The organism is Adhaeribacter terrigena (genome assembly GCF_016623615.1).
GTDB classification, from domain to species: domain Bacteria; phylum Bacteroidota; class Bacteroidia; order Cytophagales; family Hymenobacteraceae; genus Adhaeribacter_A; species Adhaeribacter_A terrigena.
Window position 1 is genome coordinate 139,650 of record NZ_JAEHFX010000003.1, and the last position, 16,156, is coordinate 155,805.

Here is a 16,156-nt window from a genome sequence, read left to right on the forward strand (position 1 = left end):
TCCTGGTTTCTTTACATCAGCAAACTAATTGGTTTTTTTATAGCTTTTATTCGGCAAGATTTTTTGTTTCCATTTGGAGTGGTAGGAATTTAACATTATTTGGTCATCCAGAGCCCAGCGAACTATTGCCTACTAAACCCGCTGAAAGAAACTTATTGCTTCGCTCAAATTCCATAGGAGTACTTAATAGTTTCCTCGAGAGCTTCGCTCGCAAGTTTCGCGCTCCCGCACTCCCTTGTGCTCGGAATGACTAAATTACTTGCTCGGAATGATAAAATAATTTATTGGTCACTTTCTTGCAGCCTTAAGCCAGTTGCTCTTCAAATTTCGCCGAAGTTTTCGCCCGCACATCTTCCAGTGTTGCGCCCGGCATGAGTTCGGTTAAGGTAAGTTTGCCCTCGATGAATTTGAAAACGGCCAGGTCGGTAATGATCATGTCAACAGCTTTGAGCGCGGTAAGGGGCAGGGTGCAGGATGGAACAATTTTCGGCGTACCGTCTTTTTCGGTATGCATCATCGTGATGATGAGGGTTTTTGCCCCGGAAGCCAGATCCATGGCGCCACCTACGCCCAAAAGCGGCTGACCGGGAACGGCCCAGTTTGCTAAGTTGGCTTTTTCATCTACTTCCAGCCCGCCCATTACCGCAATATCCACGTGCTTTCCCCGGATCATGGCAAAAGAATCGGCACTATCGAAATAGCTGGAACCGGGCAAAGCGGTAACCGGAATTTTACCGGCATTCACCGGGTAATCCAGCGCGCCACCGCCGTCGGTCGGGGCCGGGCCAACGCCCAGCATGCCGTTTTCGGTGTGCAGAATAATATCGTTCTCCGGCGTGATCAGATCAGCAACCAAAGTCGGGATGCCAATTCCTAAATTCACTACGGCGCCTTTTTTTAGTTCTTTCAGCGCGCGTTTGGCCATATTCATGCGGGTTTCGCTGGTTTTGCGCGAAGAAGAAACCGAAGCCGAAGAACCCAGATCTTCGAGCGTTAGCGTAGCCTGTACAAGGTAATCTACATACGATCCGGGGGTGTGGATCTGCTCCGGCGCGATCTCACCCACCGGTACAATTTCTTCCACTTCCGCAATTACCAGATCAGCGGCAGTAGCCATGGCGCGGTTGAAATTCTGCTCCGTCATGCGGTAGCTGAGATTACCAGCCGTATCGGCCCGCCAGGCGCGCAAAAAAGCCACGTTGCCGCGAATGCCTTCCACAAAAACCTGCTCCACACCTTTGATCGTTTTGGTTTCGCGGCCTTTGGCCAGGTCTGTTCCGGCTGAAGTGGGCGTGAAAAAACCACCGATGCCTGCGCCACCCGCCCGGATCGCTTCGGCTAAGGTTCCCTGCGGCAACAGCTCATATTCTACTTTGCCATCCTGCGCGGCTTTTACGGCTTCCGGGTTGCTGGTGAAGAACGAACCGATCATTTTTTTCAGCTGACCGTTGCGCAACAGCCGGCCTCCGCCAATGCCCGCTTCGCCTACATTGTTGCCAATGAAAGTCAGGTTTTTGGTGCCGGTTTCTGCCAGCGCATGCATCAGGTGAACGGGGTTGCCGGTCATCCCAAAGCCGCCCTGCAACAAGATATCGCCGTCTTTTACCAGAGCAACCGCTTTTTCGAGGCTTATTTGAGGTACTTTTTTCATGGTCTGAATGTTTGAAAGATCGTTAAACTGCTTTTTTTATGTTTGCCGTGACTTTTTCGGACTGAAACCCTAGCGTTTTTTTGCCGGGATAAACCTCCCAGGTTTTTAATACCTATGAGGTTTTACGTTTGAAACAAGGGTAAAAAATGCTATACTTTTCCGCTCAAAAACTGCTTATAAGAATCCTTAAATTCCAGAATGACGCGCGCAAATGCTTTGGGTAATTCTACCGCCGATAGATGGTTCGCATCGAGTTGTACATGGGACGAATCCGGGATCTTTTCCTGCATGAAATTACCGTCGGCAACCTTTGTAACTTCGTCCTGCAACCCACTGATGATTAAGGTTGGAACTTTCAGGTTGTGTAGCTCCTCGCGGAAATCAGCATCCCTCACGGCGGCGCAATTGGCGGTATACCCTTGAATGGAATTTTGTTTGAATTTCTCCAGAATTTCAGCTACCACTTCCGGGTTTTTCTCCCTGAAAGCCGGCGTAAACCAGCGGTCGGCGGTTCCTTTTTGTAAGACGCTCAGTCCGTTGGTTTTTACCAGATCGATGCGGGTATTCCAGGTTTCATCGGTGCCAATTTTCGCAGCCGTATTCGTTAAAATGATTTTTTTGAAGCGTTTCGGCGCGTAAATTCCCAGCCATTGCCCGATCAAACCGCCCATCGACAAGCCACAGAAATACACTTTTTCAAGCTTCAGATGATCCAGTAATTCCAGTACATCCTGACCTAATTCTGGAATGGAAACCGTAGCAGAATTTATGCTGCTTTGGCCGTGGCCGCGGGTATCATAGCGCAACACATTGAACTCCGCTTTTACCATTTCCACCACCGCATCCCACATGGTAAGATTGGTACCCAGAGAATTGGAAAACACGATGGTTTCCGGCTTTCCGAAGTCTTCGTACAGGTAAAAGCAATTGTGCGAACTTAGTCTGATGATTGGCATAAAGTGGAGCGTTTATAAATGGTTCAACTGAATTGCAGGCACTTTTGAGGTTCAAAACCCTACCGTTTAAAATTCCTTTTGCTACCAAAGCCCGCAGCACGAGGCGCTGGCATTTTTCAGAAAAAACGGTAGGGTTTCAGGCTTAAAAACTGCTTAAACCGGACCATGGGTGCGTTCTATTTCGGTGCTGAAAACGCCTTCGGTTTCCGAGTGAATCACAAAGTCGAAATCGATGGAAGCAAAGGGTTCGTCCCGGTTGAATTTTTCTTTGGCTTCGGCGGCGGAATAGCGGGTAATGTGCGGCACCAGGTCTTCACGGGTTGCAAATGCAAAATCGTCCCAGATCAGCGGATCGCCTTCAATGTTGATCTGCGTGGTGAGTTTGCGGTAATTATCGGCGGTTACGAAAAAGTGGATGTGTGCCGGGCGGCTTCCGTGACGGCCAATGGCTTTCAGCAGGGTATCGGTGGCGCCGCCCGGCGGACAGCTGTAACCTACCGGCAGGAAGCTTTTGAATTGGTACTTCCCTTCGGCATCGGTAATAATGGCGCGGCGCAGGTTGAAGGGCGGTTGCGAAGAATCGAAGATCGAATACATGCCTTTCAGGTTGCAATGCCATACTTCCACTTTCGCGTTCGGCACGGGTTTGCCCTGATCGTCTAACACGCGGCCTTGCATATAAAGTCTTTCAGCGCCCGTTTCCGGTTCAGTTTCCAGTTCGGCATAGCCCACGCTTTCGGGCGCACCGGGTACGTATAATGGTCCTTCAATAGTGCGCGGCGTGCCGCCGGTAATACCGGCTTTGGCTTCGGCTTCGTCCATGCGCAGATCCAGGAAATGCTCCAGCCCGATGCCGGCTGCCACCAAACCCCATTCGTTGTTTTTCCCAGTAATCGTTAGCCAATCTACCGCTTTCCAGATCTCTTCCGGCTGAATATCCAGGTCTTCGATGGCGTAAAAAAGGTCGGTGGTCAGGCGGTTCACAATTTCCTTGATGCGGTCCGAGCCTTGCCCCGGTTTTTCGGTAGATTTGATTTTTTCAATAACCGCATCTATCTGCTTTCTTTCCATGGTAGTTTATATTTTTAAGTGATGATTGGGTTTCTTTAGTGAGTTTTTTTAAAGGGGAGCTTTACATTTTATTAAACTCTCCCCTTGAGGGGAGCCGGAGGGGTGTTTATTTTGTTATTTCTATCAACTAACCTGAAAACGCCTCTATAATCACCACAAGGGGATAGTAAAAATCCAGAATGAAATGTGCCGGCATCAAAGGAGGGATTTTCCGCTAAGGGTAAAAGTTTAATGAGCTTCTTCTTCGTTTTTCACCGAAGATCCGTGCTGGCAAAGGGCAGTAACTTCAATTTCCATGAACGGGAAAAGCGGTAGCGATAAGAGAAGATCGTGGAGTTCGCCGGCGCTGGCTACGTTGAAAATGCTGATGTTGGCATACTTGCCGGCAATGCGCCAGATATGCGTCCATTTGCCCTGCCGCTGCAGCTCCTGGCTCAGGTTTTTTTCTCTCGCTTTTAATTCATCCACGTAGATTTTGTCTAAATCCAGCGGAATGTTTACGGTCATGTGCACGTGAAATAGCATAACTTTATTTTCGTTTATATTTTTCTACCTGATTCAGATCGAGCTCGATTCCCAAACCCGGCTCCTGAGGGATTTCCATTACGCCATTGGCATAGGTGATCCGTTTTTTTACTATATCGTCGGTGAGCAAAAGCGGCCCGAAAAGTTCGGTCCCCCAGTCTAAGTTGGGAATGGTGCTGAACGCGTGGGCCGAAGCCAGCGTGCCGATAGTGCCTTCCAGCATAGTGCCGCCGTACAAACTAATGCCCGCGCCCTGCGCAATGGCAGCTTGTTTCAGGATGTTGGAAAGGCCGCCGGCTTTGGAAGTTTTGAGGGCAAATACGCTGCCGCCGCCAATCTTAGCGAGTTTAAACGCATCGGAAACAGTGGCAACCGCTTCATCGGCCATAATGGGTACCCTGAAGTAACTGCTAAGCCGGGCAAGCCCTTCGAAATTGGTTTTTACAATGGGTTGCTCGATCAGGTCTACGCCGGCATTCTGGAGTTTCTGAATACCTAGTTTGGCCACGCTTTCGCTCCAGGCCTGGTTTACATCTACGGTAACTTTTACGGCCTCACCTACGCCTCTTTTAATGGCAATCACGTGGGCAATATCCATGTTCGGATCTCGGCGGCCAACTTTCAGTTTAAAAGTCTGGTGCCGGCCTTTGGCCATAAGTTCGTGTGCTTCCTGAATATCTTTATCCGTATCGCCGCTGGCTAGGGTCCATAAAACGGGCAAGGTTTGGGTAACGGCGCCACCCAAAAGATCGGCTATGGAAACCCCTAACCGTTTTCCCTGGGCATCTAAAAGAGCAGTTTCGATGGCGGCTTTGGCGAAATTATTTCCCTGGATGTTGTAGTTCAGCAATGCCATAATTGCATTGGTGCTCCAGGCCGGTTTGCCGGTTAATAAAGGCGCGATGTAGGTATCGATGGTCAGTTTCATACCTTCCGGCGATTCGTCGCCGTAGCTCAGGCCGCCGATGGTGGTGGCTTCGCCTAAACCTTCAATGCCATCGGAGCAGAACAACCGCACGATCACCATGGCCTGGTTGCGCATCACGGCCATGCTCAAATGGTGCGGCCGGATGGTAGGTAGATCGATGATGAGGGTTTCAATTTTTTCGATCAGGATATCTTTCACGGTATCGTTGGGTTTAATTCCGGGTGAGTGCCTGCTTGCAACTGAAAGTAACCACTCACTTAGCTTTACAAATGTAGGTTTCTGCCAGCCCCAGGGGTTAGGACGGATGCGCTATTACTAAGACAAATCGAACATTCAAAGGTTTTCGGTTGGAATGCTTTAAACAAATGAAAAGAAGCTGTAAGGAGTTTTAGAAGGGAAAAGGGTAGCGTTTTGCTTTAATGCAATCGGGGTGGAATCGGCTGCGGCTTTTTTAAATAGCGAAAACGGCTACCGGTTTTGAGGAAGGAATTGATACCGTTTTTACAGGAAAAAAAGGTAGGGAAATGGGAAACCTAAACTTAAGTAATTTTAACCCCGATCTGTTTGCGGAATTCTACCGGGGTCTGGCCGGTACGTTTTTTAAAGAGGCGGGTAAAATATGCCGGGTCCTCGAAACCGAGAGCATAGCCAATTTCAGAAACCGATCTTTCTACCTGGGATAGATTAAGCTGGGCTTCGGTAATAAAATAGTCGATGATGAAGTCTTTAGGTGCTTTGCCCGCCAAATTCCGGCACACACGGTTGAGGTGTCCGGTGGAGATCTTCAGGTCCTGCGCGTACGCTTCCACGCTTTTTTTGTAGGTACCGGCTTCTTTAATGAGTTGCTGAAAGCGCCGGAAATAGATCCGGCTCACGTTATCGGCGGTGCTGATCTTTTCTTCGCCCAACGAAAGCCGGTAAAGCTGCACCAGCAATTGGCCCACCAAATATTGCAGCATGAGTAATCGACCGGGACGTTTATGGCGGTATTCCTGCACGCATTGCTGCATAATTTGGTAAGCGGCCCACACTTCCGGCTCGGCTTCCGAAACCGGCATTACGTGAATATCATCCAGCCCGTAAATCACCTCGGCTTCGCGTTGCAGCATGCTTTCCAGCACTGTATCGGCCAGACTGATGATCCAGCCGGTAACTTCGGGGCCGTGCAGAAAACCGTGTTCATGATTCTTCGGCACCGTGATAAAAGCCGGACCCGTAACCTGCATTTTGTCACTTTGCTGATGCAATTCGGTAGTGCCGGTTTCCACGACAAAAATCTGGAACAGGTTATTATGCGCATGCAATTTCACTTGCCCATCGTGCTGCCGGCCAATTTCACCGAAAGGATGTACGTTTACCAAGCCCTTCGCAAATTCGATAGAATCGGCACCGTATAAGCCTTTGTAGAAACGTTTGGGTTGCATAGCGGGGAATTTGCAGTGGGCTTGAAACCTGCTTTTATTGGCAATTTTTGCTTACTGCATTCGGGTTTTTCTTTCTGGAAAGATACCGTTTTTTGCCGGAAAAATGCGTTGGACTTCTCTTGCATCATGCGAAGATTATGTGAATTTTAATAGAGGAGCTCTGATGAGTTTCACGAACATTCATGTCGCAAGTTTAGGCGCAGCCGCAACTTGTGAATTCAATCTGATAGCCAGTTTATAACTGGCGGAAGCATTGCGACTTTTTTGCTTCAAAACCCTACCGTTTTCAGAGCTGGCCTGATTGCCTTGCAGGCAAGGTCAGTTACAAACTGACCAAAGATTAAACCCACAAGTTACGGCTGCGCCTAAATTTGCGGGATGAATTGGCTTAAACATTATGTGATCTATTCATTGCCGTCTGCTTTAGCTGACGGATCTGCGCCATTTCTTAAAACGAAAGAAATGCTTTCAAAAACGCTTGCTACCAAATCTTGCCTAAAGAAATTGTTCCTTTCCAGTGATAATATAGCTAATCACAAATATTATTTTTTAATTTGAGGTGTGCTGTTAACCAAACTCCATATTTCGCCTCCCGGCGCGCAAACCCTACACCGCGCAGAGCTTTTCGAAAAGCTGGCTGCCGGCCTGAAAACCAAGTTAATGCTTCTTTCTGCCCCGGCCGGGTTTGGGAAAACAACCTTGGTGAGTGACTGGATCATTAAGCAGGATATCCGGGCGGCCTGGTATTCTATCGATAATAACGACAATGATGTAGCCGGCTTTTTTACGTATTTCATCGCCGCCATCCAGCGCCTTTACCCGGAATTTGGGAAGAATGCCCTGAACCTGTTGCATTCGCCCAGCCAGCTGAATCCGGAAGCCATTGTGCAACTGCTGATCAACGAAACGCTTTCGATTCCGGAGCATTTTTTGGTGGTGCTCGACGATTTTCACTTGATAACGAACCAGGAGGTTTTAGGCCTGTTTACGTATTTTATTTCACACGTTCCTCCGAACCTTCACCTGGCAATTCTAACCCGGGCTGATCCGCCTTTACCCATTGCCAAACTCCGAAGCCAGCACCAGCTGGTAGAATTAAGATCGGCCGATCTGAGTTTTTCTGCTCCCGAAATTCATTACCTCTTTAACCGGAAACTGAAATTAAAGGTAAGTCAGGCGGAAGTAGAATCGCTGGCTCATAAAACGGAAGGCTGGATCGCCGGTTTGCAGCTCATTGCCCTTTCGCTCCAAGGGCAGGAGGACAGCGCTGCCTTTATCCAGAATTTTAAAGGCGATAACCGGTATATTATGGACTATCTCATCGAAGAGGTTCTTAAGGTTCAACCGCCTGAGATCAAGGGATTTTTATTACAAACTTCCCTGCTGGAACAACTTTCCGCACCGCTTTGCAATGCCGTGCTGGACCGCGCCGATAGCCAGGCCGTGCTGGAAACGCTCGAGAAAAACAACATGTTCATCGTTTCCTTGGATGCGGAACGGAAATGGTACCGCTACCATCACCTGTTTGCCGATCTGCTCAAACAACGCCTTTTATTATATAAAGAAAAAGCCGAAGTAATCGCACTGCATACCAAAGCCAGTGTTTGGTTCGAGGAAAACGAGATGTTGCCTTTGGCCATCGGGCATATGCTGCAAACCCAGGATTACGAGAAAGCCATTGCCTTGCTGGCTGGCATTGCGGAAACGCTCTGGAAAAACGGGCAGCATGCTTCCATCATGCAATACGGCGATTCATTGCCCGAAGCGATCATCCGGCAAAACCCGGAATTCAGTTTGTTTTATGCCTGGGTGCTGACTACGGCCGGGCTAATCCAAAAAGCCGCCCCGTTTTTAGAAAGTGCCGAAGAAATTACCCGGCAGCAAATGGCTTCAGCAGATAAAAATGGAGAAGTTTTTCGGTATCACCAGAAGCTCTTAGGTAAGATCGCGGTTGCCATTGCTTATCAGAATTCCTTTTTAGGCAAACCCGAAATTACCTTGGAATACTGCCAGATCGCCCTCGAAAATTTGTCGGAGGAAGATCCTTTGTGGTTTAGCTGGGGCTGGTACGCGGTCGGCATGGCCAAACTCGTAAATGAGAATATATTTGAAAGCACCGAAGCCCTGAAAAAAGCCCTGGCCTTCGGGAAAACTTCGGGCAATATTTACCTCATTACCACCATTGGCATCACGCTCGGCTACAACGAAGGCCGCTTAGGACTCTACAAGGTTTCCTATAACCGCAGCGCCGATCTGCTGGAATTCCTGAAAGAAAACGGCTACGCTTCCCTGGTAAAAACCGACTGGACCTTTGCGGTTTTGTTTGCTAACATGGCCGCTATTCAGTATTACTGGGACGACCTCGACGGCGCTTTTGAGAACATCAAAACAGCCTATAGCCTGTGCATCAGGGAAGCAAATGTCACGTCTAAAGTATTGACCCTGGTAATTTATTCGGTGCTGTTGCATGCCCAGGGCGATTGGGTAGGGGCGGAGGCGAAAATAAAGGAAATGGAAGCGATCATCCAGAAAAACAAGGTGGCGCCTTTTCTGCTATCCATGTACATTGGCTGGAAAGCAATTTTTCTGATTATAAAGAACGAGCTGGATAAAGCCCACGCTTTTTTAGAAGATCATGGCGTAAGAACTGGAAACGCCATTCCCTATGCCGAAGAATACCGCTACATTCCCTTGGCGTTGCTGCTGATGGCGGAAGGTAAAATGACCGAAGCGCTGACTTTACTGACTCAACTCTATACGATGGCCAGCGCCCAAAACCGGATCGAACGCATGATCGAGATCAAGGTTTTCATGTCCATCATTTACCAGGCCACCGGCGAAAACGAAATAGCCTTGGCTGCCTTAACCGAATCGCTGGAACTTGCGGCCCCGGATGAGATCCTGATGTATCACCTCAATTTCCTGGAACAGCTCAACCCGCTGCTGCAGGAACTGTTTAAAGACCATGCCAGGGGAAAAGGAAAACTCCCCGCCCGGTTTCTGGATAAATTAAAGCGCGCGATCGAGAAACGAAAAAATGCCGCAACCATTCCTTTTGCCGTTACCACCCGGGAACAGGAAACCCTGCAATTAATGGCCGCCGATCTTTCGAACCAGGAAATTGCCGACAAGCTTTTTATTTCCCTGAACACCGTGAAAACCCGACTGAAAAACCTGTATGTAAAACTAGAAGTAGACAACCGTTCTAAAGCAGTAGAAAAAGCAAAGGAAATGCGTTTGATCTAAACTTGAAGAGTTATTCTAAATTGACAATGCCGATCTGAAATGGATAACCAGCGGCGAACATTTATCCTCCATGCCTTCAACTTACAGGATTGATTCATTCTGTGGAACTCTCCCCTGGAGGGGAGCTGGAGGGGTGTTTACATATGCTGATATGTATCAAATAATGTGTTTACACCCCTATAATCCCCTCAAGGGGATAGTAAAAACCTAGAATGAATCAACCCCTGTTCAGCTTAAGCCAGATTCTTCCATTTAGGAATGTATTGTTCAAAAAAATGGTATGGAAACCAGGTTAAAAACTGCCAAAGCTTTCGCACAGCTAACTGATTGCCACGGGTTTTAACCCGTGGAGCATTGCCGTTAACTTAAAAAATTATTTGGTCATCCCGAGCGAAGCCGAGGGAACTTATAAAGCCGCTATTCTGAGTTTTTCTCCTTTAAATCATACCGTTTTATGTTCATTTCGAGGAACGTTGAGGGAACTAACGCGTGCCGAACCCGCGCAAAAGCTAACCTCAAACCTGAACGATAGAAATTCATAGCTTCGCTCGAATTCCATAAGAGTACTAAGTAGTTTCTTCGACAAGCTCAGAATGACCAATAATGTAACAAGCCATTTGGTTTGGTAGGTTTTAACCCGTGGAGCGCTGCCATAACCTTTAAAACCAACTTCAATCCCCTTCTGAAATTCACCCTGAAAAGCACCCTTCCGGGTGTTTTTTGCGTTTCGGGCCACCCCTAATTTTGAATCGAATTAAAAGAACGACAAAAATGGGCCTCACCGAAATTAAAATCCAGGAACACCTCGACCCCAAATGGGAAGACTGCTTCGAAGCCATGACGATCCGGTACGCCGAAAACATGACCATTGTGCAGGTAAAGCTCAAAGACCAGGCGCATCTGCACGGCATTCTCAACCTCATCCGCGACTTAAACCTGAAGCTGATCTCGGTGAATACCCTGGAAACCGATTAGACGCTGCTTGTCAGCTTTCTCCTGAAAGATTATTAGAAAAATTGATCCGATTTTCATTTCACAGCCCAAATCTCGAAACTAAAAACGGTATCCTTTTCAGCCTGAAAACTCAGGTAAACGCTTCCGAAAATTCCTTTTATCGGCTTCCCCAGTAAGCATTCAATTCCCGGAATGTTTTTTTTACTATCACATCAAAACTAGAAAAATTCTAAACAAAATAGTAACCCGAATAACCATGAAACACTTTTTTGCATTACCCATTCTCCTTTTTCTGCTCACCAGCCCGGTTTTAGGCCAGGGATTGTATCAAACCGTAAGAGGCTCCATCACCGATTCCGATAGCCAGGCTCCGCTGATTGGGGCAACGGTAACGGTCTTAGGATCAAATCCGATCATTGGAACCATCACCGATCTGAAAGGCAATTTCCGCTTAGATCGGATCCCGGCCGGACGCATTACGATCCAGTTATCTTACCTCGGTTACGAATCGAAAACGATCCCGGAAATTGTGGTAAACTCCGGCAAGGAAGTAATCTTGAACCTGAGCATGCAGGAATCGGCGGTGAAAATGGCCGAACTGGTGATTAAAGCGAATCCGGTAAAAGGGCAGGCGCAGAACGAAATGGCCCTGATCAGTGGCCGCTCCGTTTCCCCGGAAGAAACCAGCCGGTACGCCGGCGGCTCCAACGACCCTTCTCTGATCATGGCTAATTTTGCCGGCGTAGCCAACAGCCCCAATGGCAACAACGACATCATTGTCCGGGGAAATTCTCCGAAATACGTGCAATGGCGGCTGGAAGGCATGCCCATTACTAATCCCAACCACTTTGCCGACCAAGGCGCGATCAGCGGCGGTTTAAGTACGCTGAACAACAATATTCTGGCTACTTCCGATTTTTATACGGGCGCTTTTGCCCCGGAATACGGCGATGTGTTGTCGGGCGTGTACGATGTAAAACTTCGGGCCGGAAATAATGAAAAATTTGAATCGGTGCTCGGCGTAGGCATTCTGGGTACCGATCTTACGCTGGAAGGGCCGTTCAAAAAAGGCTATGGCGGATCGTTTCTGGTGAATTACCGTTATTCTACCATTTCCCTGCTTACCGATATGGGCTTGACGGGCGTAAAAGGAAGTCCGAATTTCCAGGATGCCGCCTTTAAAGTTGTGCTTCCAACCCAAAAAGCGGGTACGTTTTCCATGTTCGGCTTAGGCGGCGCCAGCAGCGCCTTGCTGGAAGAAGTAGAACCCCAGATCGCCCAAACCCCCGGCGACCGCTCAATGCTGGCCGGCATCAGGGAAGATCTGGAAATGAATTCACATCTGTTAAACCTGGGCCTGAACCACACATTGCCGATCGGGCCGGATAGTTATATTCACACCACGCTGGGGCATTCGCGGGAAGGCATAAAAGACCAGGTTTTTGAATCCCAGTTTGAGCGGATGTATGGCGGTAACGGCGAATTCCTCAAAGATTCCGTTTTGAATAAGCAGGTCAATTACTGCAGCCGTTTAAACAAGCTGGCTTACCGCGGAGCCATAAATTACCACCATAAACTAAACGCCCGCAATAAAATTCAGGCCGGTACCCAATACACCCTTTTCGATTTCGATTATGACCAAAGTCTTCTACAGGATGATGCCACCAACCGCGTACATTTAGTTGATTTTCAGAAAAAGGCCGGAACGTTTCGGAATTACGTGAGCTGGAAACACCGCTTCAACGACGCTATTACTTTGGTAACGGGCCTGCAAAACATGCATGTGCTGCTGAATAATAAAAGCACTTTCGAACCGAGGGCTTCTCTGCACTGGCAACTAAACACGACCAATTCTATTCAGCTAGGTTACGGCAAACACAGCACCATGGAAAGCGCCCATAACTATTTCGCTCAAGTGAAAGCTGAAGACGGCAGCATCTCCGAACCCAACCATAATCTGGACCTATTGAAAGCGCATCATTACGTGCTGGGCTACGAAAAAAGATTCACCGAATCGCTGGTAGCCAAAGCGGAAGCCTATTACCAGGATCTCTACAATCTGCCGGTCGAAAACCGCGCGAACAGCACTTTTGCCACGATCAACGAAGGCCCGGATTTTAATTACGTAGCCTTGGTAAACAAAGGAACCGGCAAAAACTACGGCATAGAATTGACTTTGGAAAGGTTCTTCAAAAATAATTACTATTACCTGATCAACGGATCGTTGTACAGTTCAACTTACAAAACCTTAGAAGGGAAAGAACGGAATACAGCACATAATGGGCGTTACCTGGTGAATATTTTAGTGGGAAAAGAGTTTGTGAAACTGGGCAAAAAGCAAAACCAAACCTTCGGCCTGAACGCAAAAATGTTTATGGGCGGCGGCAAATATATCATTCCGCTTTTACGCGATGGCAACGGCAACCTGGCGGTAGATCCGGAAAATAACCAGTTCTGGGATTATGGAAAAGCCTACGAAACCACCCTTGGCAACGTGACTAAATTCGTGGTTTCGGTTAGTTACAAATGGAATAAAACCCGAACCACGCACGAATTATTCCTGAACCTGGATAACGTTACCAATGCCGCCGGCAAGTTAACCGAATATTACGATCCTGGTAAACCCGGTTCTGTTGGCTATACCACGCAAAGAGGTTTGATCCCGAACCTGATGTACCGTTTCTACTTCTAACCTGACTCTTAGTCTGAATTACTGGAAAGTATTTCATAAATACATATCAACCATGAAAGCTATCGTATGTACCAAGTATGGCCCACCGGAAGTGCTTCAGCTGCAGGAAATAGAAAAGCCGGTACCAAAAGCCAACGAAGTACTTATTAAAATATATGCCACTACTGCAACTGTGGCGGACTGCCGGGTAAGAAGCTTCACCGTTCCGTTAGCGTTCTGGCTTCCGGCCCGCCTGATCCTTGGAATCAGAAAACCTAAAAAGCCTGTGCTGGGTGCGGAATTAGCTGGAAAGATTGAAGCTGTTGGTAAAAATGTAAAGCGCTTTCAAGCCGGCGACCCGGTTTTTGCAGCCACGCTCCAAAATTTCGGTGCCTATGCCGAATATATATGTTTGCCGGAAGCCGGGCTCATTGCTTTGAAACCAGCTAATATTACTTATGAAGAAGCCGCTGCCATACCGATCGGGGCCCGGACTGCGCTTCATTTTCTTAAGAAAGGCAATATTCAGAAGGGGCAAAATGTGCTTATTTATGGGGCTTCTGGAAGCGTGGGGACGTATGCCGTGCAACTTGCCAAGTGTTTTGGAGCTAGCGTTACCGGTGTTTGCAGTGGTGCCAACTTGGATTTAGTAAAAGCTTTAGGAGCGGATAACGTAATTGATTACACGGTAGGGGATTTTACCCAAAAACTCGAAATGTATGACGTGATTCTGGTTGCGGTAGATAAGTTTCCGTTTCCTGTCTGCAACAGGTTTCTGAAGCCAGAGGGAATTTATTTAAACGTAACGGCCGTGGTAAAAACCTTACCGATGCTCTGGGCTTCTCTCACCAGCAAAAAGAAAATTATTGTGGGAGAAACGCCACCGGAATCGGTTGAGGATATGAATTTTTTGAAAAGCCTGGTGAAAGCAGGAGTTCTTAAGCCGGTTCTTGATAGAAGCTATCCTTTAGAACAGATCGTGGAAGCCCATCGCTATGTGGAGAAGGCGCATAAGAAAGGAAATGTGGTGGTAGTTGTTCATGAAGAGGTGTGATCATGCAGTTCAACCTTTTAACTCACCCGGGTTTTGAAAATTGATATTTGCATTCACTTCAAATTCCAGAAAATTGGTTAAGCTTTCAGCATATCTGAACAATGCTTAAAGCTTAACCGCAACCATGAAAATCCAGCTTACTTCCCGATACAAAACTTGCTGAAAATATTCTCCAGCAGATCATCCGTTGTAATCTCTCCCGTTATTTCTCCGAGTGCATGCAGCGCCCTGCGAATATCAGAAGCAACCATCTCGGAGCTGATCCCTTGGCCGATTCCGAGAAGCACATCTTCCAAAGCTTTGTAGGTTTTTTCTAAGCTGGCAACGTGGCGCAGGCTGGTTACAATGGTCTGGCTGCGGTCCTGCAGGTTGGCAGTTTTTACCTGCGAAACGATAGCGTTTTTCAATTTCGGAATGTGGAGTTTCTGGGAAGCCGAAATGCCCACAAGATTTTCCATACCGGCAAATTTCTTTAATTGGTCCTGCCCGGCATCGAGTTTATTTGCTACCAGCAAAATAGGTTTCCCAACGGTTTTCAGATCTTCCACTTCCGCTTTTAATTCCTCGGGCGAAGTAGTATTAATGTCGAACAGGTAAATAACCAACGCCGCTTCTGCTACTTTCTGACGGGTACGTTCTACCCCCAAGGCTTCCACTTTGTCTTCGGTTTCGCGCAGGCCGGCTGTGTCTATGAACCGGAAACGGATGCCTTCGATGCTGACTTCGTCTTCAATAAAATCGCGGGTAGTGCCGGGAATATCCGAAACGATGGCTTTTTCTTCGTTCAGTAAAATGTTGAGCAAGGTAGATTTTCCGGCGTTCGGTTTCCCGACAATTACCGTGGGAACGCCGTTTTTCAGCACATTACCCAGCTCAAAACTTTGCAGTAAATGGCGGAGCAGTTCCTGGATGCGGTAAATGAGGGTTTTTAAGGCGGTGCGGTCGGCAAATTCCACGTCTTCTTCGGCAAAATCCAGCTCCAGTTCTATCATGGAAGCAAAATGCACGAGTTGGGTCCGCAGGTTTTTGATCTCGGCAGAGAAACCACCGCGCATCTGGTTCATGGCCACTTCGTGACTCATGCGGGAATTCGAAGCAATAAGATCGGCAACTGCTTCGGCCTGGGCCAGGTCCATTTGTCCGTTCAGGAAAGCGCGTTTAGTAAATTCCCCGGCTTCGGCCAGGCGCGTGCCTTTCCGGAGAAAAAGTTTGATGATTTCGGCTACAATGTATTCGGAACCGTGGCAGGAAATTTCCACCACGTTTTCTTTCGTGTAGGAGTGAGGCGCCACAAATAAACTCACCAGCACTTCGTCAATTAATCTTTCGCCGTCGCGGATGGTGCCGAAATGCAAGGTGTGGGATGCTTGCTTTTCCAGGTTTTTGCCTTTGAAAACCTGGTTGGTCAGCGAAATAGCTTTCGGTCCGGAAAGGCGGATCACGGCAATGGCACCGGGGCCCTGCGCGGTAGCTAATGCAACAATGGTATCGTTAGAAGGGAAATTCAAATTGGTAAATAATTAGAGATCTTGTGCGCGTGTGAACCTCCCCCAACCCCTCCAAAGGGGGACTCTTCACAAGTATAATTCTATTATGAATACGTTATCCGATAAAATCCTCCTTTGGAGGGGGCAAGGGGGAGGTTTACTTTTTGAGATAAAACTGATACCGTTTTC

11 protein-coding genes are annotated in these 16,156 nt (G+C 47.9%); 4 read left to right on the plus strand and 7 right to left on the minus strand.

Going from position 1 to position 16,156, the window contains the following annotated elements; translation table 11 throughout:
• Positions 1 to 304 precede the first annotated feature (304 nt).
• The 6 genes from I5M27_RS18790 to I5M27_RS07385 all read right to left on the minus strand — a co-directional run bounded on the left by I5M27_RS18790 (position 305) and on the right by I5M27_RS07385 (position 6,555).
• Positions 305 to 1,651 carry a 3-oxoacid CoA-transferase gene (locus tag I5M27_RS18790; RefSeq protein ID WP_200505557.1) on the minus strand — a complete coding sequence of 449 codons (1,347 nt, stop codon included), beginning with the start codon at positions 1,649 to 1,651 and terminating at the stop codon, positions 305 to 307.
• Positions 1,652 to 1,800: 149 nt separating this feature from the next.
• Complete coding sequence (gene pcaD / locus I5M27_RS07365) at positions 1,801 to 2,607, minus strand: 3-oxoadipate enol-lactonase (RefSeq protein WP_200505558.1); 807 nt, start codon at positions 2,605 to 2,607, stop codon at positions 1,801 to 1,803.
• Between the two features lie 153 nt (positions 2,608 to 2,760).
• A complete protein-coding gene (gene catA / locus I5M27_RS07370; RefSeq protein ID WP_200505559.1) occupies positions 2,761 to 3,678 on the minus strand; it encodes a catechol 1,2-dioxygenase in 918 nt (305 codons plus the stop codon).
• Between the two features lie 228 nt (positions 3,679 to 3,906).
• A complete protein-coding gene (gene catC, locus I5M27_RS07375) occupies positions 3,907 to 4,203 on the minus strand; it encodes a muconolactone Delta-isomerase (RefSeq protein ID WP_200505560.1) in 297 nt (98 codons plus the stop codon).
• A 4-nt stretch (positions 4,204 to 4,207) separates the two neighbouring features.
• The gene (locus tag I5M27_RS07380) at positions 4,208 to 5,329 is read right to left on the minus strand and encodes a muconate/chloromuconate family cycloisomerase (RefSeq protein WP_200505561.1); all 1,122 of its coding nucleotides are present in this window, start codon (positions 5,327 to 5,329) and stop codon (positions 4,208 to 4,210) included.
• 341 nt (positions 5,330 to 5,670) lie between these two features.
• A complete protein-coding gene (locus I5M27_RS07385) occupies positions 5,671 to 6,555 on the minus strand; it encodes an AraC family transcriptional regulator (protein ID WP_200505562.1) in 885 nt (294 codons plus the stop codon).
• A gap of 561 nt (positions 6,556 to 7,116) precedes the next feature.
• Here I5M27_RS07385 and I5M27_RS07390 point away from each other — a divergent pair.
• The 4 genes from I5M27_RS07390 (at position 7,117) to I5M27_RS07405 (ending at position 14,480) form a co-directional block, all read left to right on the plus strand.
• A complete protein-coding gene (locus tag I5M27_RS07390; RefSeq protein WP_200505563.1) occupies positions 7,117 to 9,801 on the plus strand; it encodes a LuxR C-terminal-related transcriptional regulator in 2,685 nt (894 codons plus the stop codon).
• Positions 9,802 to 10,572: 771 nt separating this feature from the next.
• Entirely contained in the window at positions 10,573 to 10,776 is a 204-nt protein-coding gene (locus I5M27_RS07395) for a hypothetical protein (protein ID WP_200505564.1), read from the plus strand.
• Positions 10,777 to 11,011: 235 nt separating this feature from the next.
• The gene (locus tag I5M27_RS07400) at positions 11,012 to 13,447 is read left to right on the plus strand and encodes a TonB-dependent receptor (RefSeq protein ID WP_200505565.1); all 2,436 of its coding nucleotides are present in this window, start codon (positions 11,012 to 11,014) and stop codon (positions 13,445 to 13,447) included.
• Positions 13,448 to 13,499: 52 nt separating this feature from the next.
• The gene (locus I5M27_RS07405; protein ID WP_200505566.1) at positions 13,500 to 14,480 is read left to right on the plus strand and encodes an NAD(P)-dependent alcohol dehydrogenase; all 981 of its coding nucleotides are present in this window, start codon (positions 13,500 to 13,502) and stop codon (positions 14,478 to 14,480) included.
• Positions 14,481 to 14,617: 137 nt separating this feature from the next.
• On the opposite strand, the gene mnmE is transcribed toward I5M27_RS07405, so the two are convergent.
• Complete coding sequence (gene mnmE, locus I5M27_RS07410) at positions 14,618 to 15,988, minus strand: tRNA uridine-5-carboxymethylaminomethyl(34) synthesis GTPase MnmE (protein WP_200505567.1); 1,371 nt, start codon at positions 15,986 to 15,988, stop codon at positions 14,618 to 14,620.
• Between the last annotated feature and the right edge of the window lie 168 nt (positions 15,989 to 16,156).